The 19290-nt window shown below is 72.1% G+C and carries 18 protein-coding genes and 1 pseudogene; 9 read left to right on the top strand and 10 right to left on the bottom strand.

What is annotated here, in order from left to right; all coding sequences use genetic code 11:
- The first annotated feature begins 60 nt into the window (after positions 1-60).
- Entirely contained in the window at positions 61-765 is a 705-nt protein-coding gene (locus N7925_RS02330; RefSeq protein ID WP_274342852.1) for a (2Fe-2S)-binding protein, read from the top strand.
- Positions 766-793: 28 nt separating this feature from the next.
- Here N7925_RS02330 and N7925_RS02325 read toward each other — a convergent pair whose 3' ends face one another.
- Both N7925_RS02325 and N7925_RS02320 read right to left on the bottom strand, forming a co-directional pair.
- A complete protein-coding gene (locus N7925_RS02325; RefSeq protein WP_265603724.1) occupies positions 794-1156 on the bottom strand; it encodes an STAS domain-containing protein in 363 nt (120 codons plus the stop codon).
- A 222-nt stretch (positions 1157-1378) separates the two neighbouring features.
- The gene (locus tag N7925_RS02320; RefSeq protein WP_265597808.1) at positions 1379-1894 is read right to left on the bottom strand and encodes a MarR family winged helix-turn-helix transcriptional regulator; all 516 of its coding nucleotides are present in this window, start codon (positions 1892-1894) and stop codon (positions 1379-1381) included.
- 86 nt (positions 1895-1980) lie between these two features.
- On the opposite strand from N7925_RS02320, the gene N7925_RS02315 reads away from it, so the two are divergent.
- Both N7925_RS02315 and N7925_RS02310 read left to right on the top strand, forming a co-directional pair.
- Positions 1981-3162 (top strand): PP2C family protein-serine/threonine phosphatase, encoded by a 1182-nt coding sequence (locus tag N7925_RS02315; protein WP_265597807.1) that lies wholly within the window; start codon positions 1981-1983, stop codon positions 3160-3162.
- 185 nt (positions 3163-3347) lie between these two features.
- A complete protein-coding gene (locus tag N7925_RS02310) occupies positions 3348-3758 on the top strand; it encodes a RidA family protein (RefSeq protein ID WP_274342851.1) in 411 nt (136 codons plus the stop codon).
- A gap of 28 nt (positions 3759-3786) precedes the next feature.
- Here N7925_RS02310 and N7925_RS02305 read toward each other — a convergent pair whose 3' ends face one another.
- The 5 genes from N7925_RS02305 to N7925_RS02285 all read right to left on the bottom strand — a co-directional run bounded on the left by N7925_RS02305 (position 3787) and on the right by N7925_RS02285 (position 8648).
- Positions 3787-4242, bottom strand: coding sequence for an ATP-binding protein (locus N7925_RS02305; protein WP_265603723.1), 456 nt, complete (start codon positions 4240-4242; stop codon positions 3787-3789).
- 96 nt (positions 4243-4338) lie between these two features.
- On the bottom strand, positions 4339-4782 hold the full coding sequence (locus tag N7925_RS02300; RefSeq protein ID WP_069736306.1) for a response regulator: 444 nt from the start codon (positions 4780-4782) through the stop codon (positions 4339-4341).
- Positions 4779-6398 (bottom strand): sensor histidine kinase, encoded by a 1620-nt coding sequence (locus N7925_RS02295; RefSeq protein WP_265597805.1) that lies wholly within the window; start codon positions 6396-6398, stop codon positions 4779-4781. Before N7925_RS02295 ends, N7925_RS02300 begins: the two co-directional genes overlap by 4 nt.
- Position 6399: 1 nt before the next feature.
- Positions 6400-7635 carry a PP2C family protein-serine/threonine phosphatase gene (locus N7925_RS02290; RefSeq protein WP_265603722.1) on the bottom strand — a complete coding sequence of 412 codons (1236 nt, stop codon included), beginning with the start codon at positions 7633-7635 and terminating at the stop codon, positions 6400-6402.
- A 116-nt stretch (positions 7636-7751) separates the two neighbouring features.
- Positions 7752-8648 carry an RNA polymerase sigma factor SigF gene (locus N7925_RS02285; protein WP_265597804.1) on the bottom strand — a complete coding sequence of 299 codons (897 nt, stop codon included), beginning with the start codon at positions 8646-8648 and terminating at the stop codon, positions 7752-7754.
- Positions 8649-8926: 278 nt separating this feature from the next.
- Between N7925_RS02285 and N7925_RS02280 the strand changes: the two genes are divergently transcribed.
- Together N7925_RS02280 and N7925_RS02275 are read left to right on the top strand one after the other, a co-directional pair.
- Positions 8927-10411, top strand: a complete 1485-nt coding sequence (locus tag N7925_RS02280; RefSeq protein WP_265597803.1) for an SDR family NAD(P)-dependent oxidoreductase — start codon at positions 8927-8929, stop codon at positions 10409-10411.
- Positions 10412-10768: 357 nt separating this feature from the next.
- Positions 10769-10945 (top strand): hypothetical protein, encoded by a 177-nt coding sequence (locus N7925_RS02275; protein WP_164610478.1) that lies wholly within the window; start codon positions 10769-10771, stop codon positions 10943-10945.
- A gap of 4 nt (positions 10946-10949) precedes the next feature.
- On the opposite strand, the gene N7925_RS02270 is transcribed toward N7925_RS02275, so the two are convergent.
- Genes N7925_RS02270 through N7925_RS02260 form a run of 3 tightly spaced genes read right to left on the bottom strand, consistent with a single transcriptional unit; the run spans position 10950 to position 13829 of the window.
- The gene (locus N7925_RS02270) at positions 10950-12404 is read right to left on the bottom strand and encodes a lipase maturation factor family protein (RefSeq protein WP_274342850.1); all 1455 of its coding nucleotides are present in this window, start codon (positions 12402-12404) and stop codon (positions 10950-10952) included.
- Between the two features lie 55 nt (positions 12405-12459).
- Positions 12460-12972, bottom strand: a complete 513-nt coding sequence (locus tag N7925_RS02265) for a DUF1990 family protein (RefSeq protein WP_274342849.1) — start codon at positions 12970-12972, stop codon at positions 12460-12462.
- A complete protein-coding gene (locus N7925_RS02260) occupies positions 12969-13829 on the bottom strand; it encodes a YndJ family protein (protein ID WP_274342848.1) in 861 nt (286 codons plus the stop codon). Before N7925_RS02260 ends, N7925_RS02265 begins: the two co-directional genes overlap by 4 nt.
- 177 nt (positions 13830-14006) lie before the next feature.
- Between N7925_RS02260 and N7925_RS02255 the strand changes: the two genes are divergently transcribed.
- The 4 genes and pseudogenes from N7925_RS02255 (at position 14007) to N7925_RS02240 (ending at position 19282) form a co-directional block, all read left to right on the top strand.
- Positions 14007-15134 (top strand): DUF6777 domain-containing protein, encoded by a 1128-nt coding sequence (locus N7925_RS02255; RefSeq protein WP_274342847.1) that lies wholly within the window; start codon positions 14007-14009, stop codon positions 15132-15134.
- Between the two features lie 126 nt (positions 15135-15260).
- Positions 15261-17324: a SpoIIE family protein phosphatase gene (locus N7925_RS02250; RefSeq protein ID WP_265597798.1), complete on the top strand. Its 2064-nt coding sequence runs from the start codon at positions 15261-15263 to the stop codon at positions 17322-17324.
- A gap of 101 nt (positions 17325-17425) precedes the next feature.
- Positions 17426-18385 (top strand): annotated as a pseudogene (locus N7925_RS02245) (WS/DGAT domain-containing protein); the annotation flags it as partial.
- Between the two features lie 36 nt (positions 18386-18421).
- Positions 18422-19282 (top strand): Fpg/Nei family DNA glycosylase, encoded by an 861-nt coding sequence (locus N7925_RS02240; protein ID WP_274342846.1) that lies wholly within the window; start codon positions 18422-18424, stop codon positions 19280-19282.
- The last annotated feature ends 8 nt before the right edge of the window (positions 19283-19290 follow it).

The following is a 19290-nucleotide window of genomic DNA, read 5'->3' as shown; positions in this document are numbered from 1 at the left end:
CACCGCCGGTGGCCGTACGGCAGGTCACGGAAGCGGGCCGGGAACCGAGGGGAGCAGGGCGTGGACCTTGTGCTACTGGCGTCGGTCGGGGGATTCTTCGCGCTGCGGACCACTCCGGTGCCGGGCGGTGGACACCGGCCGCTGGAGGAGCTGTACGCGGGGGACGGCGGCCCGCTCGCCGCGCGTGTCGACAAGGTCGCGGCACGCCTCGCGGCCCCCGAGCGCAGGGTCGCCGCCTCCATCGCCCATCTCGGTCTCGCCGCCCGGCTCTGGTCCCTCGCGCTGGGCCCGGCCGCGCTCTTCGGGCGGATCCCCGCCCTGACGCCCGAGACCCTCCACTGGGACCCGTCGGCAGGCTCGCCGGACGACCTGTGGCTCGCCGGGACGGCCGAGCTGCCCGGTACGGCGGCCCGGATCCGCGAGGAGGTCCAGTACGGGCATCTGGACCCGCTGTCCGAGGCGTTCCGCCGCGACGGTGCCATCTCGCCGCAGCTGCTGCGGGGCAACGCGGGGTCGGCGCTCGCCGGAGCCGTGCGCGAACTCGTCGCCTTCGCGCGGGCCCACGACCGGCCGGACGTGGCCGCACGAGCCCGCGCGCTGGCGGCCGAGCTCTTCGACGACGAGGCGCTGCGCCACACCGGGGCCCCGCACGGTCCGGCGTTCCGGCGGCGCAGCTGCTGCCTGTACTGGCGCTGCCCGGGCGGCGGGCTGTGCGGGGACTGTGTGTTCGACCGGGCGCCCGGGCAGCGGGCCGAGGGGCGGTAGCCGTCCCTCGGCCCCCGACCGGGGGCCGTCAGGAAGGCAGTACGGCGTCGACGGCGGCGTCCACCGACGGCAGGACGGGCAGGGCGCTGTCGAGGCCGATCATGTCGATCAGGCGGCGCATGAACGGGGACGGGGCGGCCAGCCGCAGCCGGTCGCCCAGCGCGGTGTGTCCCTGGAGGAGCACGTTCACCGTCGTCGAGTCCGCGAAACCGACGCCGGAGAGGTCCACGACGACCGGGCCGGAGCCGTCGCCGACCGCCGAGGTCAGGGCGAGGTCCAACGGTGCGACGCTGTCGATATCGAGGTCACCCGACACGGTCAGGACCAGAGCGTCCCGCTCCTGCCGGGCGGTGATTCTGACGGCTCTGTCTTCGTTGGGCGATGAAAGCACGGAAGGCACCTCGGGCGGATCGGAGGGGACGGAGAGCCGTGTTGCCGGACGGGTCGACATGGTTCCGTCCCTGGTCGGGGCGGGGTACGGGGTAACGATAGAAGTAACAGTTGCCATTTGACAACATTCTCCATTGGGTAACAATCTGATCCCCGACGGTTGCTCGGCCGGCCTGTCGAAGGCTTGAGAACCGATGGATGCGGAAGCAGGAGCTGGATGGAGCTAGGCGCTGTCCGCGACATCATCGCGGAGTGGGGAGGCGGCCGTATCCCTTTGCGGGGAAAGGCGCTCCGAAGCGGCGGCGTGGAACGCCGCGAGACCTTCGGCGAGGGAGGCCAGGGCGGCGGGATCCATCCGTTCCAGCACGGCGTTCAGTTCGCCGGCCCGCAGGGCCCGGTACTCTTCCAGAAGGGTGCGACCGCGCAGACTCAGCCGCAGTTCCACTTCGCGGCGGCTGGTCGGGCTGGGCGCCCGCTGGACGAGCCCCATCGCCTCCATCCGGTCGCAGAGCCTGCTGACGGACGGGGCACGCGAGCCCAGGGCTTCCCCCAGCGCCCGCAGATTGGTGCCTTCCTGCTTCTCGATCACGAGCAGGGCCCGAAGCTGGGAGGGCGACACCGTTCCCGAGGCGGCGGATTCCTGGCCCCGGCCCCACAGGACCTCCAGCAGCTCCGAGGCGGCGACGGCGTCGGCGGACGCCTGTTCGCGACTGCTCGGGCGAAATCCTCGGTGGGGCATTCAGCCACTGTGTCACCCGGCAGGCCCGCTTGTCAGCCCGGCCCCGGCCCCTACTACGTAACAGGACGAAGAATGCGCGAGAGACCGTGAACAGACGAACGGACATCGAGGCCGCCGTACGGGCCGCAGCGCCGCACGCCCTGCTGGCCACCCTGCGCACCAAGCTCAGCAGCGCCTACGGGGCCCTCGCGGTCGAGCTCCACCTCGCCGACTACGGTCTGCGGGTCCTCAAGTCCCTGGACCGGCCCGACGACGAGAACGAGCCGTTGTCCCTCCACAACAGCCCCGAGGGCCGGGCGTTCGGCAGCCAGGAGCCCCGCGAACAGCAGGTCCGGCACGACGACGCCGTCGACCACCACCTGCCCGTGACCGTACGCGGCGAACGGCTCGGCATCCTCACCGTCCGGCTGCCCCAGGCGCTGTCCACCCCGGAGCTGGTCGGCGAGCTGGCCCACATGGCGGACCTGCTGGGCCATGAGATCCTCGTCGCCGAACGGGACACCGACCTGTACCAGCGCGCCCGGCGCACCACCCGCCTCACCCTTGCCGCCGAGATGCAGTGGCAGCTGCTGCCCGCCCGCGCCTGCACCGCTGCCGAGTTCGCGATCGGGGCCCAGCTGGAGCCCGCGTACGCCATCCACGGGGACAACTTCGACTGGGCCGCCGACGCCGACGAGCTGACCCTCGCGGTGACCAACGGCATGGGCGAGGGCATACAGGCCTCCCTCCTCACCAATCTCGCCGTCAACGCCCTGCGCAACGCCCGCCGGGCCGGCATCGGCATCGCGGACCAGGCGGCCCTGGCCGACCAGGCCCTCTACGACCAGCACCGCGGCGCGTCCCACGTCTCCACCCTGCTGCTCCGCTTCGAGCTGGCGACCGGACGGGTCGGCGTCGTCGACGCGGGATCGCCGCAGCTGTGGATGCAGCGCGGCCGGGAGGTCCGCCGGATCGAACTGGAAGCACAGCTGCCGCTCGGGATGTTCGAGGAGTCGCAGTACACGGTCCAGGAGTTCCACGTGGAGCCCGGCGACCGGCTGCTGCTGCTCAGCGACGGCGTCTACGAGGCGGTGTCCCCGCTCGGCGAGGCGTACGGGGAACGCGCGCTGGCCCGCGCCATCCAGTCGACACGGCTGCTCCCGGCCGCCACCGTGCCGCGCGCGATTCTCGGCGAACTGGCGGAGTACCGGGGAACGGAGACGCTCGACGACGCACTGGTGCTGTGCCTGGACTGGTTCGGCCGGCCCGGGGACCGGGTCGTGGCCTGAGCGTCGGGGGCGTGGCGCTCAGGCCTGAACCGCTGGGTCACCATCAGGTTCCCCCGTCACCTAAAAGTGCGTTCTTCCATGTCAGCGGCGACTCTCCTACCGTTCCCAGTAACCACGAGTGACCGGGAATCGGCCGGTCCGGTGGCAAGAGGGGGCACAGCCCCCAGGACGAGGAGGCGGGCAGCATGGCCATCACCCTGGTGAACCCGAGCGGACTGCCGGAGATCGGCGCCTACCGGCAGGTGTCGGTCGCGACCGGATCGAAGCTGGTCTTCGTCGCCGGGCAGGTCGCCTGGGACGCGAAGGGCGCCACCGTCGGCGAGGGCGACCTCGCCGCGCAGGTCGAGCAGGCTTACGTGAACATCGGCACTGCCCTCGCCGCGGTCGGCGGCACCTTCGACGACGTGGCGAAGCTGACCGTGTACGTCGTGGACTGGACGCCCGAGAAGATGCCCGCGTTCCTGGAGGGTGTGGACCGGGCCGCCGCGAGGCTGGGCACCACGCCCCGAGCGCCCGGCACCCTGCTGGGCGTCGCGGCCCTGGACATCCCCGAACACCTGGTGGAGGTCGAGGCCACCGCAGTGCTCGACGCCTGAGGGACGCCGGCCGGTCTTGCGGTGCTGCTCAGGTGCTGAGCTGGAACTCCGCCCGGATCCGCTTGCCCACCGGCACCCGCTCGGCCGTGAGCCGGTCGCACAGGGCCACCACGATCTCCATGCCGTGACCGCCGAGGCGGGACGGGTCCGGGGCGTACAGCACGGGCATCGCGGTGCTGCTGTCGTACACCGTGACGCTGATGAGCCGCGCGTTGCCCTCCAGCTCCAGCAGGTAGGGGCCGTGGCTGTAGCGGTCGGCGTTGGTCACCAGCTCGCTCACGGCCAGCATCAGGTCGCTGCGCGTGTGCTCGCCGATCAGGGCGAGGCACTCCACCTGGAGTCGGGTCAGGAAGCGGTCGGCGAGCGCACGGGCCAGCGCGATGCAGCCCGGCTCGCCGTCGAAGACCTCGGCGCAGAGCAGTACCTCGGCGGTAGCCAGCCCCTGACCCGGGTCTTCCGGTGGGGAGGTGACCTGTTCGTTCATGTGCTCCAGCCAAGGCGCCGCAGTGAGGTCGGAGACCTTTTCCGCCATGCGTCTACCCCTGGCGAACGATCCCACTCCAGGAGATCCGGACCGATCCTACGCACGTCCGGGCAGCCGCACCACGGTCACGAAGAACTCGTCGATCTGGCGCACCGCGGCGATGAACTGGTCGAGGTCCACCGGCTTCGTCACGTACGCGTTGGCGTGGAGTTTGTAGCTGCGCAGGATGTCCTCCTCGGCCGAGGACGTGGTGAGCACGACCACGGGGATGAGGGAGAGTTCCGGGTCGCCCTTGATCTGTTCCAGCACCTGCCGGCCGTCGTACCTGGGCAGGTTCAGGTCCAGCAGCACCAGGTCCGGGCGGGGGGCCTCGGTGTACTCGCCGCGTCGGTAGAGGAAGTCCAGCGCCTCCTGTCCGTCGCGCACGACGTGCAGGGTGTTGCGGATCTTGTTGTCCTCGAAGGCCTCACGGGTCATCAGCTCGTCGCCGGGGTCGTCCTCGACGAGCAGGACCTCGATGGGCTGGACAGGGGTGTTCACGAAGGATCTCCCGGCTGGCTGGTGAGCAGGGCGGGAGCGAGCAGCTCCGCCGTGGTGTGCGTGGGCGCCTCGGGCGCCACCGGCAGGGTGAAGTGGATGCGGGTGCCTTCGCCCGGTTCGGGCTCCAGCCAGATCCGGCCACCGTGGAACTCGACGATCTTCCGGCAGAGCGCGAGGCCGATGCCCGTGCCCTCGTACTCGTCACGGGCGTGCAGCCGCTGGAAGATGACGAACACCTTGTCCGCGAACTCGGGCGCGATCCCGATCCCGTTGTCCGACACCGTCAGATGCCAGTCCGCGTCCTCGCGTACGCAGGCGACCGAGATCCGGCACGGGACGCCCTCCCGGCGGAACTTCACCGCGTTGCCGACGAGGTTCTGCCAGACCATGGTGAGGGCGGTCGCGTCCCCGAGCAGTTCGGGCAGGGACTCCGGCCGCTCGACCACCGCCCCCGACTCCTCGATCGCGAGGGTCACATTGGCCAGGGCACGGTCCAGGGCCCGGTCCAGATCGACCGGCTTCCAGCTCTCCTGCACCCGGCCCACCCGCGAGAACGTCAGCAGGTCGTTGATGAGCACCTGCATTCGCTTGGCGCCGTCCACCGCGAAGGCGATGTACTGCTTGCCCCGCTCGTCGAGCTCCTCGCCGTACCGCTTCTCCAGGAGCTGGCAGAAGGACGCGACCTTGCGCAACGGCTCCTGGAGGTCGTGCGAGGCGACGTACGCGAACTGCTCCAGCTCCGCATTGGAACGACGCAGCTCCTGGGTCTGCTCCGCCAGCAGGGCCTCGCGGTCCTGCGCCTCGGCCAGCTCGTCGGCAAGCCGCCGCCGCATGTCCTCCACCGCCCAGGCCACGGCCTGCACGTCGGACGGCCCCTTGATCTCGATCCGCGTTCCGAAGGCCCCCGCCCTGACACGGTCGGACGCGGCGCGCAGCCGGTTCAGCGGGACACCCACCACCCGGTGGAGCAGCAGGCTCAGCGCCGCCACGGTAGCCACGAAGACGGTGACCAGCACGATCCCCACCCGGTCGCGGGTGGTGCGCGCCGCGCCGAGGTCGCTGCGCGCCTGGTCGCGGGCCTCGGCGAGATGCCCCTGCTGGGCGCCGTACGCCTGCCGCAGCTGGTCGAAGTCCGCCTTGCTGCGCTGCAACTGGGCCGAGGTGACGGCCTCGCTGGGCCCCTGCTCCCGGACCGTCGCGATCAGCGGCTCGGCCTTGCTCCGCCGCCACTTCTCGGCGGCGGAGGCGATGGCGTCGAGGTCGTCGGCGTACCGGCTGCCGGGCCCCACCAGCCGCCGGACCTGTGCGAGGCGCTCCTGCTCGGCTGCCTTCCCCGCCTCGTACGGGTCGAGAAAGGAGTCGTCGCCGGTCAGCGCGAAGCCCCTGATCCCGGTCTCCTGGTCGAGCAGGGAGTTCTGGAGCTGGAAGGACGCGGATCTGGCGGGCTGGATGCGGTCCACCAGCTCGGTCGTGCGGTCGGAGATCCGGGTCATCACCAGCCCGCCGATCACCAGACAGGCGCAGACCACCACGATGAATCCGCCGAGTATGAGATGGACCCAGTTCTGCACCGCCAGCCGCGAGGCGAGGCCGCCCGGCGCGGGGTTCTTCGTCATGTCACCGCTCATCGGATTCCGATCCCCAGCCCAGATGCAGCACGGCCACGTCGTCCGCCAGGCCGCCGTAAGGGGCGGCTCCGTCCGCGGCCCCCGCGACCAGGGCGTCGACGAACGCGCGCGCCGGCAGGTGTCCGTTGGCCCGTGCCATCGCGAGCAGCCCTTCCTCGCCGAGGCGGCTGTCGGGGCCGTCCCGCCCCTCGAAGAGCCCGTCCGTGAAGAGTACGAGACCCGCACCGGGCGTCAGCGGGATGTCGACCGTCGGCCACCGGCCGGCCCCGGGCAGCAGCCCGAGCGCCATGCCGCCCTCGGGCTCCACCCAGGTCACGTCCGTGCCCTCGCGCAGCAGCAGGCCGGGGTGACCGGCCCGCAGGACCTGCGCGTGCCGCTGCCCGGGCGGGAACGCCAGCGAGGTGACGGTGGCGAAGACGTGCGAGTCCGAGCGCTCGGCGACCAGGATCTCCTCCAGCAGGGCTATCTGCTCGGGGTGGGACGTACCGCAGAGCACGGCGGTGCGCCAGGCCACCCGCAGACACACGCCGAGCGCGGCCTCGGCGGCCCCGTGCCCGGAGACATCGCCGATCACCGCGTGCACCGTGCCGTCCGCGGTCTGCACGACGTCGTAGAAGTCACCGCTCAACAGCCCGTGGACCCGCCCCGGCTCGTAGCGGGCGCGCGCCCGGAAGCGGTCGTCCCGCAGCAGGGGGACCGGCAGCAGCCCGCGCTCCAGCCGGGCGTTCTCCTGGGCGGTCAGCCGGTTGGCGCGCAGCGCGGCGGCGGCCCGTTCCACTTCCTTGCGCTGGAGGGCGTAGCGGATCGCGCGCGAGAGCACCTCCGGGCCCAGGCGGCCCTTGACCAGGTAGTCCTGGGCGCCACCGGCGACCGCGCGGAGGCCGGTGCCGGACTCCTCCAGACCGGTGAGGACGACGATCGCGGCGTCGCTGTCGGACTCCAGGATCTGGCGCACGGCGTCCAAGCCGTGGACGTCGGGAAGGTGCAGGTCCAAAAGCACGCACACCGGGGTGGTGGCCACGCTCAGGAAGGCGCGCGCCTCGGCCAGGGTCTTGCACCAGGTGAGGGCGGAATCCAGCTCGCTGTCGGTGAGCATCTCCTCGACGAGCAGCGCGTCACCCGCGTCGTCCTCCACGAGCAGGATCGACGCGTTCAGACTCCACAGCGGGCCCTCGGGGTGGTGCGAGCCCCCGACCTGCTGGGAGGGAATCCCGGAGATGCCCACAGGAATCGGCGCTGTGCCGATGGGCGACTCGGTCAACCCTCCACCTCCTCGTCCGACGGCGCGGTTCGTCCGGCCTGATCGTCAGGAAGCATAATCGAGCGAGGGGACCCGCAGCGTCATGCCTCGACGCTCATGCCCTTGCGCAGCTGCTGGACGATCCTGCTGAGCAGCCGCGACACGTGCATCTGGGACACGCCCAGCTCCGCGCCGATCTGCGACTGCGTCATCTCCGCCCCGAAGCGCATCTGCACGATCCGGCGCTCCCGGTCGTCGAGCCGGTCCAGCAGCGGGGCCAGGGTGTGCAGGTTCTCGACGGTCTCCATGCCCGGGTCGGCCTCGCCGAGGACATCGGCGTACGCCCGCTGCTCCTGGCCCGAGTCGCTGTCCGCGGAGGGGGTGTCGAGGGAGCCGGCCGAGTAGCCGTTGGCGGCCACGAGCCCCTCGATGATCTCCTCCTCGGGGAGGTCGAGGTGGGCGGCCAGTTCCTTGACGGTGGGGTCTCGGTCGAGCTCCGCGGAGAGCTGCTCCTTCGCCTTGGCGAGATCCACCCGCAGCTCCTGGAGCCGCCGCGGTACATGCACGGACCAGGTGGTGTCGCGGAAGAAGCGCTTGATCTCCCCGACGATGTAGGGCACGGCGAAGGTCGCGAACTCGACCTCGCGGGACAGGTCGAACCGGTCGATCGCCTTGATCAGGCCGATCGTGCCGACCTGGATGATGTCCTCGGTGTCGTCGCCGCCGCGGTTGCGGAACCGGGAGGCGGCGAAGCGCACCAGGGAGAGATTCATCTCGATCAGGGTGTTGCGCGCGTACTGGTGCTCATGGGTGCCCTCCTCCAGGACCTGGAGCCGGTCGAAGAAGATCTTCGACAGGGCCCGTGCGTCCCGCGGGGCGATCTTTCCGGCGTCCTCGACCCAGGGCAGCTCTCCGGTGGTGACGTCCGCCGTCCGCGCACCGGTCTCGCTGTCGCTCAGCGTCGTCGTTCCGGTGGCTCGCGCTGACATCGCCGTCATGGTGTCGCCCTCCCTGCTGCCCAATGTGTCGGACGGTCGCCTGCCCGGTCCTCGCGAAGTCATGCGTCCCCGCTTCCGCTTATTTTCGGAGAGTTTTCCAGCGCCCCTCATCGGAGGCCTCATCCGCGCCCCTCCGCCGGGGCTTGCTCGTACGCCGCTCGTACGCCGCCCGTACGTCTCTCGAACAGAGCAGTGGCCCGCGCATGGCAAACTTGGGCGGGGTGTTTCGGCCTGCGGTGATCCACGATCCGCGGCGAGAAGATGACAGAGGAACGGCAATGACGGTGACAGAGGACAGCCCGGAGCTCGCTCCCGGAATCGAGGAGTTCGGTCCCGGTATCGACCCGGAGCGGCTGGCCGTCTGCCTGAGCGTGCTCGACGAGCTCGACCGGATCGAGGTGGACCACCCGGACGCCATCGCGGTCCGCCGCGCCACCGCCGGGATCTACCGCACCGTGAAGCAGCGCCGCCGCCAGGAGCGCCGCGCCGCGAAGACCGCCCACGACCGGGCCGTCACCGAGGCCACGGCGACCGGATCGGCCGAGCGCATCGACGACGAGACGCAGGGCGTGCTGCCCTCCTCCTCCGCCCAGGCCGAGATCGCGGGCATCCTCCAGCGGCCCCGGTCCTGCTACATCTGCAAGACGCGGTACGTCGAGGTCGACGCGTTCTACCACCAGCTCTGCCAGTCGTGCGCCGAGGAGAACCGCTCCCGCCGCGACGCCCGCACCGATCTGACCGGACGCCGGGCGCTGCTCACCGGCGGCCGGGCGAAGATCGGCATGTACATCGCGCTGCGGCTGTTGCGCGACGGCGCGCACACCACCATCACCACCCGCTTCCCCAACGACGCGATCCGCCGCTTCAAGGCGATGGAGGACAGCGACGAGTGGATCCACCGGCTGAAGATCGTCGGCATCGACCTCCGCGACCCGGCCCAGGTCGTCGCGCTGGCCGACTCGGTCGCCGCCGAGGGCCCGCTGGACATCCTGATCAACAACGCGGCCCAGACCGTGCGCCGCTCCCCGGGCGCCTACAGCGAGCTGGTCAACGCCGAGTCGGCCCCGCTGCCCGCGGGCGAACTGCCCGTCGCCGAGGTCATCGGCACCTTTGGCAGCGGCACGGTCGACCGGGTCGCGGCCCTGCCCGCCGCCCGCAAGGAACGGCTCAGCGCCCAGGAGGTCACGGACCTCGCCCTGGTCACCGGTTCCGCCTCGCCGGCCCGGATCGCCGCGGGCACCGCGATCGACGCCGGCGGCCTCGTCCCCGACCTGCACGACACCAACAGCTGGGTCCAGACGGTCGAGGATGTCGAGCCGATCGAGCTCCTCGAAGTCCAGCTCTGCAACTCCACCGCGCCGTTCATCCTGATCAGTCGGCTGCGCCCGGCGATGGCGGCGACCGCCGCGACCCACGCGTACGTGGTCAACGTCTCGGCGATGGAGGGCGTCTTCAGCCGCGGCTACAAGGGCGCCGGCCACCCGCACACCAACATGGCCAAGGCCGCGCTCAACATGCTGACGCGCACCAGCGCCCAGGAGATGTTCGAGAAGGACGGCATCCTGATGACGGCCGTGGACACCGGCTGGATCACCGACGAGCGCCCGCACCCGGACAAGATGCGCCTCGCCGAGGAGGGCTTCCACGCCCCCCTCGACCTGGTCGACGGCGCGGCCCGGGTCTACGACCCGATCGTGCGCGGTGAGGGCGGCGAGGCCCTCTACGGCTGCTTCCTCAAGGACTACGCCCCCGCCAACTGGTAACCCGAACGGCTCAACCGGCCCGTCGGCCCCGTGCGACGGCCGAAAACCCGGCCCAGGGTGTTCCCGGGCCGGGTTTTCGCTGTACCCGGTGGCCGAAAGTGACCTACCGCACACGTTCTATCGAGCGCGGTGGTGCTCATTTGGTTAGGCTGAGGCGAACGGACGTCATCGAGGAGCCCACGAAGGTTCCCCGACCGTCCTGGGACATGGTCGGAAACCCGGCCGCTGTTCCGCCCCGAACCGGCGCCACCGCGACCGACATATCCCAACCCCTGCCCCGCGCGGGGCGGTCGCGCCCCGGCATCGCCGTCGGGGCGACGGCGACGCCCCGGGCGACGCGACACGAAGGAGTGCGCGGTGACGACACCGGAACTGACCGAGCGCGAAATGCGCCCCGCCGAACGGAACGCGGGGCGGCCCGGCCGCCCCGAGAAGCTGCGGAACATCGAGGTCTGGGCCAGGTCCGCCCCGATCCGGCTCGCCGGATACGAGGACGACCTCGCCGAACCGCACATCCTGCCCGGCATCGACTGACCGCTCAGCGCCTCCCGCGGCCCGTCTCCCCGCTCTCCCGCTCCGGCGGCAGCGGCCGGGAGACGGGCCGCAGGAATTCCCGGACATAGGTGCGGTGCCACCAGCATCCGGTGGCCCGCAGCTCCCGGAGCCCGGTGAACCGGTAGCGGAACACCCGGGCTCGCACCTGCCGGGGCGGTCCGTCGGGGAACGGATTGTGCCCGAGCAGCCGGAGTGTGTCCCGGTCGCCGTCGAGCAGCCGATCGGCGAAGGGCCCGAACCAGGGGCGGGCGTACGCGGGGGAGAGTGCAGCGAACCACATCATCCAGTCGAGCCGCAGATGGTACGGGGCGAACAGGCGTGGCAGCCGCCGCGGATCGCCGGGCTTGCCGCGGAAGCCGTACTCCCGCCACTCGGCCCCCTCGCGCCCCACCGGATCGGCGCTGCCCTCCACCACGACCTCCAGCCGCATCCGGCTGATGGAGCCGAACGCCCCGTAGGTGTTGACCAGGTGCAGGGGATCGTAGGACCGGTTCATCGCCTGCCGCCGCGAGAGCAGATTGCGCACCGGGCGGTAGCTGAGCACGAGGACCAGGGTGGTCACCGCGATGACCACCACCTCGTACCAGAGGGGCGGCGCGGCCTGGGCGGGCGGCGGCCCGGCCAGGGGGGTCCAGTCGATCGCGGAGAGCGCCAGAGCGATGGTGAGCCAGTTCAGCCAGGCGAAGTTCCCCGACAGGACCAGCCAGAGCTGGGTGAGGACCATCAGACCGGCCGCCGCGCTCGCCACCGGCTGCGGGGTGAACAGCAGGAAGGGCACCAACAGCTGGGTGAGGTGGTTGGCGGCGGTCTCCACCCGGTGCACGGGCCTCGGCAGATGGTGGAAGAACCAGCTCAGCGGCCCCGGCATCGGCTGCGTCTCGTGGTGGTGGTCCAGGCAGGTCAGCTTCCGCCAGCACGCGTCCCCGCGCATCTTGATCAGCCCCGCGCCGAATTCCACCCGGAAGAGCAGCCACCGCAGCAGCCACAGCACCAGCACCGGCGCGGCCGTGTCCCCGGTGCCGAGAAAGACGGCCAGGAACCCCGTCTCCAGCAGCAGCGACTCCCAGCCGAATCCGTACCAGACCTGCCCCACCTGGACGATCGACAGATACAGCACCCACGGCAGCGCCCAGACCAGCATGCCGCCGCCCAGGGGCAGCAGCCCGTCGAGACCGGCGATCAGGGCCACCGAGACGGCGCAGCCGCTCCAGGCGACGCCGGCGAAGAAGCGGTCCGAGTAGTGCAGCCGGAAGAGCCCCGGGGCGGCCCGCCAGGGCGTGCGCCGCAGCAGCTCGGGGACGGGCAGCATGCCGCGCTCGCCGATCAGCGCCCGGAACTGGAGCGCGGCGGAGAGGAAGGCGACCAGATAGACCACGGCCAGAGCCCGCTGGAAGATCAGCCGGCTCAGCCAGTAGCCGTCCGCGGTGAACCAGTCCATCCCTGTCAGTATCGGCCAGGGCGCGGCCCGGGGCCCTGCGGGTCGTGGCGGGGGGTCAGCTCGTGGCGACGATCCGGCGCAGAGTGCGGCCGAGCCTGCGGGCGTACCAGTGCTGCACGAGGGGCACGAGCGGTCCGCCGAGCCGGGCGTACCAGGACGCCGGGCGCGAGAACGCCAGCACCGTGAACCACACCGTGCCGTCGTGCGCGAGATCCACCACGAAGCACTCCTCGCCGCGCTCCGGATGCCCGGCGAGGGTGCCGTAACCGAAGCCGGTGCGGCCGTCCTCCCCGTACGCCGTCCAGATGACCTCGCAGGGGGCTGTGAAGCGCAGCGGCCCGATCCCGAGGGAGACCCGGACGCTCCCGCCCGGCTCCGCGCGCCGCCCCGGGGCCTCCACCCGCGCGCCCGAGGCGCGGTGCATCCGCCATTCGGTCACCGCCGCTCCGGCGGTGGCGAAGTCCGCCGCGCCCCGGCCGATCCGGGTGCGGTGGTGGAGGTGGTGGTAACCCCGGGGGAGCGGGCCGAGGCGGGTCGCGCCGACCTCCGGGTAGGTGAGGGTGCTCATGCGGTCCTGCCTCCGGTGCGGTCGGGTCCTGCGGGGCGGTCGGGTTCCTCGGTGCGGATGCGCCGCCAGGCCAGCAGCGAGCAGAGCGCGAAGCCCAGCGCGTTGCCCAGGCCATGGGTGGCGGCCATCCAGGTCAGGGTGGGGTGGGGCAGTCCGGTCGCCTCGCCGAGCGCCCAGCTCAGTGCGAGCAGCATCGTCGCCACCAGGACGGCGGCGGAGGCGAGCAGGAGGAGCCTGGTCGTCCGGTCCCGGCCGCCGGCGCGCCCCAGGCGCCAGGTCAGCAGGCCGACCGTCCACATGCCGGCGGTGAGGACCAAGGCCCCGGCGAGCTCGGCCCAGTCGCCGATGAAGTATCCGACGAGGACGAGCAGGGTGCCCAGCGGCACGCTCAGCGCGGCGAAGCGGCCCGCCGGGCCGTCGGAGACCCGGCAGACCAGCCCGGCGATCAGGGCGGCGGCGAATCCGGCGAAGTGGAAGTGCGGCACGGTCAGGGCCAGGATGCCGAGGTCGAACCCGAACAGCTCGTGCCCCGACCGTTCGGCGACCAGGGCGACCGCGGCGACGGCCGGGGTGACCAGCGCAGTGAGCAGCGCGATCCCCGCCGGGTCGAGGTCCCGGCCGCGGACCGCCCGCCGCGGGGCGTGCAGGGCGAGCAGGACGGCTCCGAGCGCGTAGCAGCAGGCGAGCGCCGTGGCCGCGGTGGAGCGCGGCAGCCAGAGGGCGACGGTGCCCGGCACGGCGAACAGGGGCCAGAGCCGCCGGATCCGGTCCAGCTCCCGCCGTTCGGTCAGCCGCAGCCCCGCCGGCACGACGACGAGCATGCCCAGCATCACGATGGCGTTGACCAGTGCGGACATGACTTCCCCTTGCTGAACGACTCGCTTTGAACGTGTTCAAGTTCTGTGAGTGAGAGTAGAGGGTTTATTGAACGTGTTCAAGATGGGGCGCGGCCGACTGTCCGCTTGCGGGACCGTCCTCGGTGCGGCACAGATGGTGACACCCATCCGTTCCCCAGGGACAGGCAGGAGAGCTCTGTGCGCTCACCCAGACGTAACCGGCGTACCGCGCTCGCCGCGCTGTCCGCCGGAGTGCTGTTCGCCGTCGCCGGCTGCGGAGGCGGCGACGACCGTACGGCGAAGGGCACCACGGGCACCGCGGAGGCCAAGGACGTCCTCCTCCAGCCGCTCGCCTCCCCCGGCCCCGGCCCGTTCACCGTTTCCACGGCGCTGGCGACGGCCTCCCCGCCCTCCGCCGGTGCGCCGGACGCCGAACCGACCTCCACCACCCGGACGGTCCATCCGGTCTCCGGAGCCGTACCGGGGCTCTACGGCGGCACCCGGTCGGTCGCCGCCTGCGACGTCGAACAGCAGGCCTCCCTCCTGGCCGACGACGAGGACAAGGCGCGCGCCTTCGCCGACGCCTCCGGCATCGAGGCCGTGCAGATCCCGGGCTACCTGAAGTCCCTCACGCCGGTCGTCCTGCGCGCCGACGCCCAGGTCACCAATCACGGCTACAGCGCCGGCTCGGCCACCGCCTTCCAGGCCGTGCTCCAGGCGGGCACCGCCGTCCTGGTCGACAGCCGGGGGATGCCCCGCGTCCGCTGCGCCTGCGGCAACCCGCTGGCCCCGCCCGTGGTCGCCGACGGAAAGGCCGCCCACCGGGGGGAGCGCTGGCCCGGCTACGACCCCGCGCGCATCGTGGCCGTCGAGCCCGGCGTCAAGGCGGCCACGAGCCTGATCATCGTGAACGCCGCCGACAACAGCTGGATCGAGCGGGCCATGGGCGACAGCGGCGGCCGCGACCGCACCCCGGACGACCCGCCACCCTACGAGCCGGACGCCGACCTGCTCTTCCCGTCGCCGGGCCGTCCCTCAGAGTCCGCGCCCCCGGACACCGCCCCGTCCGAGCCGCCCCCCTCCGAGCCGGCGGAGCCCACGGATCCCGGACCGCCGGAGCCGTCCGACGACTTCGGTGACACGCCGCCCGAGGAGCCGTGGGAGTACGAGGAGGAGGGCGACCCGGACGTCGCGCCGGAGCCGACGCAGGTCTTCCCCGCCGAGCCGGACGAGCCGGCGGTGCCCGACGGCCCCTTTGAGCCGGAAGCGCCCGTGGAGCCGGACGAGCCCATGGAGGCGGGCCTCGACGACGTGTTCGCCGGCTGACCGGACCGGATGTCAGGGGCTGAGTGCCCTGTCCGCGGAACCCGTACGGCGCCAACGTCGGCCCCGTACGGAACCGTCGACGAATCGGACGAGAAGAATCGGATAAATGGTGGCAGAGTGGCCCACATGGATGATCGGGTAGCGGGTGCCCTGTCACTCCCCGACGACTGGCCCGCCCACCCGGACCTCAGCCTCGCCCTGAACCGTATGGGCAGCTTCGACTGGGATCTCGACACCGGCCTCATGCACATGGACCGGGCCGCCCTCGGTGTGTTCGACCTGACCGCGGACGAGTACGACGGCCGGCCGGCCTCGCTGGCGCCGCGCGTGCCGACGGACGAGGCCCAGCGTCTGGACGGGATGGTCTCGCACGCCCTGAAGAGCGGGCGCACCGAGTACGGCGCCTATTTCCGCATCCAGCGCCGCGACGGCACGCTGCGCTGGACCCACACCCAGGGCTTCGTCCGCCGGGACGGCACCGGCCGCCCGCACCGCATCATCGGGATCGTCCGCGACGCCACCCAGGAACTGGCCGACTCCACCGCCCGGCGCGAGCTGGACGAGGACCGCCGCCGGCGCACCAGCCTGGTCGAGGGCACCACCGCCGCGCTGGCCCACGCCCGTACCGTCAAGGACGTCATCGCCGTCCTCAAGAACTCCCAGGGGCTCGCCCACCTCGGAGCCACCAGCCTCGTCATGGGTCTGCTGGAGTCCGGCCGCATCCACCTCGTGGCCGACGGCCCCGAGGGCGCGTACGTCCCCGGCACCCGGTACACCCGGGTGGACGAGCAGTACCCGATGAGCGAAGTGGTGCGCACCCTGACCCCCCGCTTCATCGAGTCCGCCGACGACTTCGCCACCTCCTACCCGATCCTGTGGAGGAACATCAGCCACCTCGGGATCACCTCCGCCGCCTACATGCCGCTGATCGCGCAGGCCCGCCCGATCGGCGCACTCGGCCTCCTCTACCGGGACAAGGGGGGCTTCACCGCCGACGAACGCAACCTGCTGATGGCGCTCGGCACCTCGATCGCCCAGAGCCTCCAGCGCGCGATGCTCTACGAACAGGACCACGACCTCGCCGAGGGCCTCCAGCAGGCGATGCTGCCGCGCCGGATCCCGGCCGTGCCCGGGGCGCAGGTCGCCGTCCGCTATCGCTCGGCCCGCCTCGGCCGGGACATCGGCGGCGACTGGTACGACCTGATCCCGCTGCCCGGCGGCCGGGTCGGCGCCGTCATCGGGGACGTCCAGGGGCACGACACCCACGCGGCCGCCGTCATGGGGCAGCTCAGGATCGTCCTGCGCGCGTACGCCGCCGAGGGGCACAGCCCCGCCACGGTCATGGCGCGTGCCTCCGTCTTCCTCCACGAACTGGACACCGACCGCTTCGCCACCTGCACCTACGCCGAGGTCGACCTCACCACCGGCGTCGTCCAACTGGTCCGCGCCGGACACGTCGACCCGCTGGTGCGGGACGTGGACGGGAGCTGCCGCAGGATGCCGTCCGAGGGCGGGCTGCCGCTCGGCCTCTCGGCGGAGTTCGGCCGACTGGAGTACCCGGTCGGCACGGTCGAACTGGATCCCGGCCAGACGATGGTCCTGTTCACCGACGGCCTCGTCGAGCTGCCGGGCCTCGACCTCGACGAAGGCATGCAACACCTCACCGCCCTCGTCACCAACGGCCCCCAGGACCTGCAGAAGCTGGCCGACCAGCTCTGCGACGCCGTCGACGAGCGCGGCGGCCAGGACGACGTCGCGGTCCTGCTGCTGCGCCGCCGGGCCGCGCACGCCCCGCAGCCGGGCGGTCGCCTCCAGCAGCACGTCGCCCAGAACGACCCCGAGGCGCTGAGTTCGTCCCGGCACATGATCCGGGCCGCGGTCCGGGCCTGGGGAGCGAAGGACCGGGCCGACGAGATCGAACTCGCGGCCGACGAACTGATCACCAACGCCCTCATGCACACCGACGGCGGCGCCGTCGTGACGATCCGGGTGCTCGCCGGAACCGAGCGGCGGCTGCGCGTCGACGTCGAGGACCGCTCCAGCGCACTGCCCCGGCGCCGCGACGCGGGGGAGTCGGGAGTGTCGGGACGCGGCCTGATGCTGGTCGACCGGCTGGCCGACGTCTGGGGCGTGGAATCCCGTGGCAGCGGCAAATGCGTGTGGTGCGAGTTCCTCATTCCGGCCCGCTGAACCGCCCACCGCGACGTAACAGTACGTAACATGTCTGTACTTGACCGTAACCGACCGCAAACGATTGACTGCGGAGGACCGGCCGCACCCGGCCCTGCCGCCACCACGCCCTGGCCGACGGGATGCGGGCGGTCGCCATCGGGGCCGGGATCTTCGACGAGATCGCCGCCGTCACCAGCGCCCGCCCCGCTGCCCGGGGCCGCCCCGCCGTCCCGCCCCGCTCCTGGCTGCCCGACCCCCGGGAGATGGCGGGCATGGCCCTCGGCCGGATCGGCGAGGTCGGCCGGGCGCTCGGCGTGGGGGCCTCCGTCGTCCGCGCGGGCCGCCTCGACCTGCGCTCCACGACCGCCTTCACCGCACCCTCCAGCGGCACCCGCCGCCTGGCCACCGCCGACCTCGACGCCGGGGACCTCCAGCGGATCCGGCGCGCCGAGGGCGGCACCGCCAACGACATCCTCCTCGCCGTCGTCGCCGGTGCGCTGCGCCGCTGGATGGCCGGGCGCGGTGAACCGCTGTCCGCCGCCGACCCGCGCGCCCTGGTCCCCGTCTCCCGCCGCCGGCCCGGTGGCCACTCCACCACCGGCAACCGGCTCTCCGCCTATCTGCTCGACCTGCCGGTCGCCGAGGCCGACCCGCGCGGGCGGCTCCGGGCGGTCCGGACGGCGATGGACCGCAACAAGGCGGCCGGTCCCCTGAAGGGCGCCGGAGCCGTCGCCGTACTGGCCGACCAACTGCCCCCGCTGGCCCACCGGTTCGGCGCGCCACTGGCGGCCAACGCCGCCCGTATGCTCTTCGACGTGCTGGTCACCAGCGTGCCGCTGCCCCGCTCCGCGCTCTCGCTGGGCGGCTGCCCGTTGACCGCCCTCTACCCCATGGCCCCGCTGGCCCGGGGCCAGTCCCTGGCGGTCGCCCTGACCACCTACGGCGGCCGGGTGCACGTGGGACTGGTTGCCGACGGCAAGGCGCTGCCCGACCTCGACCGGCTCGCCGCCGCGGTCGAGGAGGAGTTCACGGAGCTGGGCGCCGCCATCACCGGCACGGACCGCGCACCGTTGTCCTGACAGGCAGCCGCCCACCGGCTGCGGCACTCTGGAGCCATGCCCGAACTGCCCGAAGTCGAAGCCCTGCGGGTCTTCCTCGACGACCACCTCGTCGGCAAGGAGATCGCCCGCGTCCTCCCGCTGGCGATCAGCGTCCTGAAGACGTACGACCCGCCGCTGACCGCCCTGGAGGGCACGGCCGTCACCTCGGTCACCCGCCACGGCAAGTTCCTCGACATCGAGGCGGATGGCCTCCACCTGTGCACCCACCTGGCCCGGGCCGGCTGGCTCCGCTGGAAGGACTCCTTCCCGGCCGCCCCGCCCCGCCCCGGCAAGGGACCCCTCGCCCTGCGCCTGATCACCGTCGACGACGACGGCTTCGACCTGACCGAGATGGGCACCAGGAAACGCCTCTCCGTCCACCTCGTCCACGACCCCGTGGACGTCCCCGGAATCGCCCGCCTCGGCCCCGACCCCCTCGCCGACGCCTTCGACCGCGACGCGTTCGCCGCGCTGCTCGCCGGTGAGCGCCGCCAGATCAAGGGCGCACTGCGCGACCAGTCACTCATCGCGGGCATCGGCAACGCCTACAGCGACGAGATCCTGCACGTCGCGAAGATGTCCCCGTTCAAACGGACCGCCGACCTCGACGAGGACGACATCACCCGCCTCTACACCGCGCTGCGCACCACGCTCAAGGACGCCGTGACCCGCTCCAGCGGGGTGGAGGCCGGAAAGCTCAAGTCCGAGAAGAAGACCGGGATGCGGGTCCACGGGCGCACCGGGGAGGCCTGCCCGGTCTGCGGGGACACCATCCTGGAGGTCTCCTTCAGCGACTCCTCGCTGCAGTACTGCCCCACCTGCCAGACCGGCGGGAAGCCGCTCGCGGACCGCAGGCTCTCCAAGTTCCTGAAGTGAGTCCGTGA

The sequence above is a fragment of the Streptomyces sp. CA-278952 genome, from assembly GCF_028747205.1.
Taxonomy (GTDB): domain Bacteria; phylum Actinomycetota; class Actinomycetes; order Streptomycetales; family Streptomycetaceae; genus Streptomyces.
The sequence above is the reverse complement of the archived record's forward strand: the minus strand, read 5'-3'. Positions and strand labels throughout refer to the sequence as shown.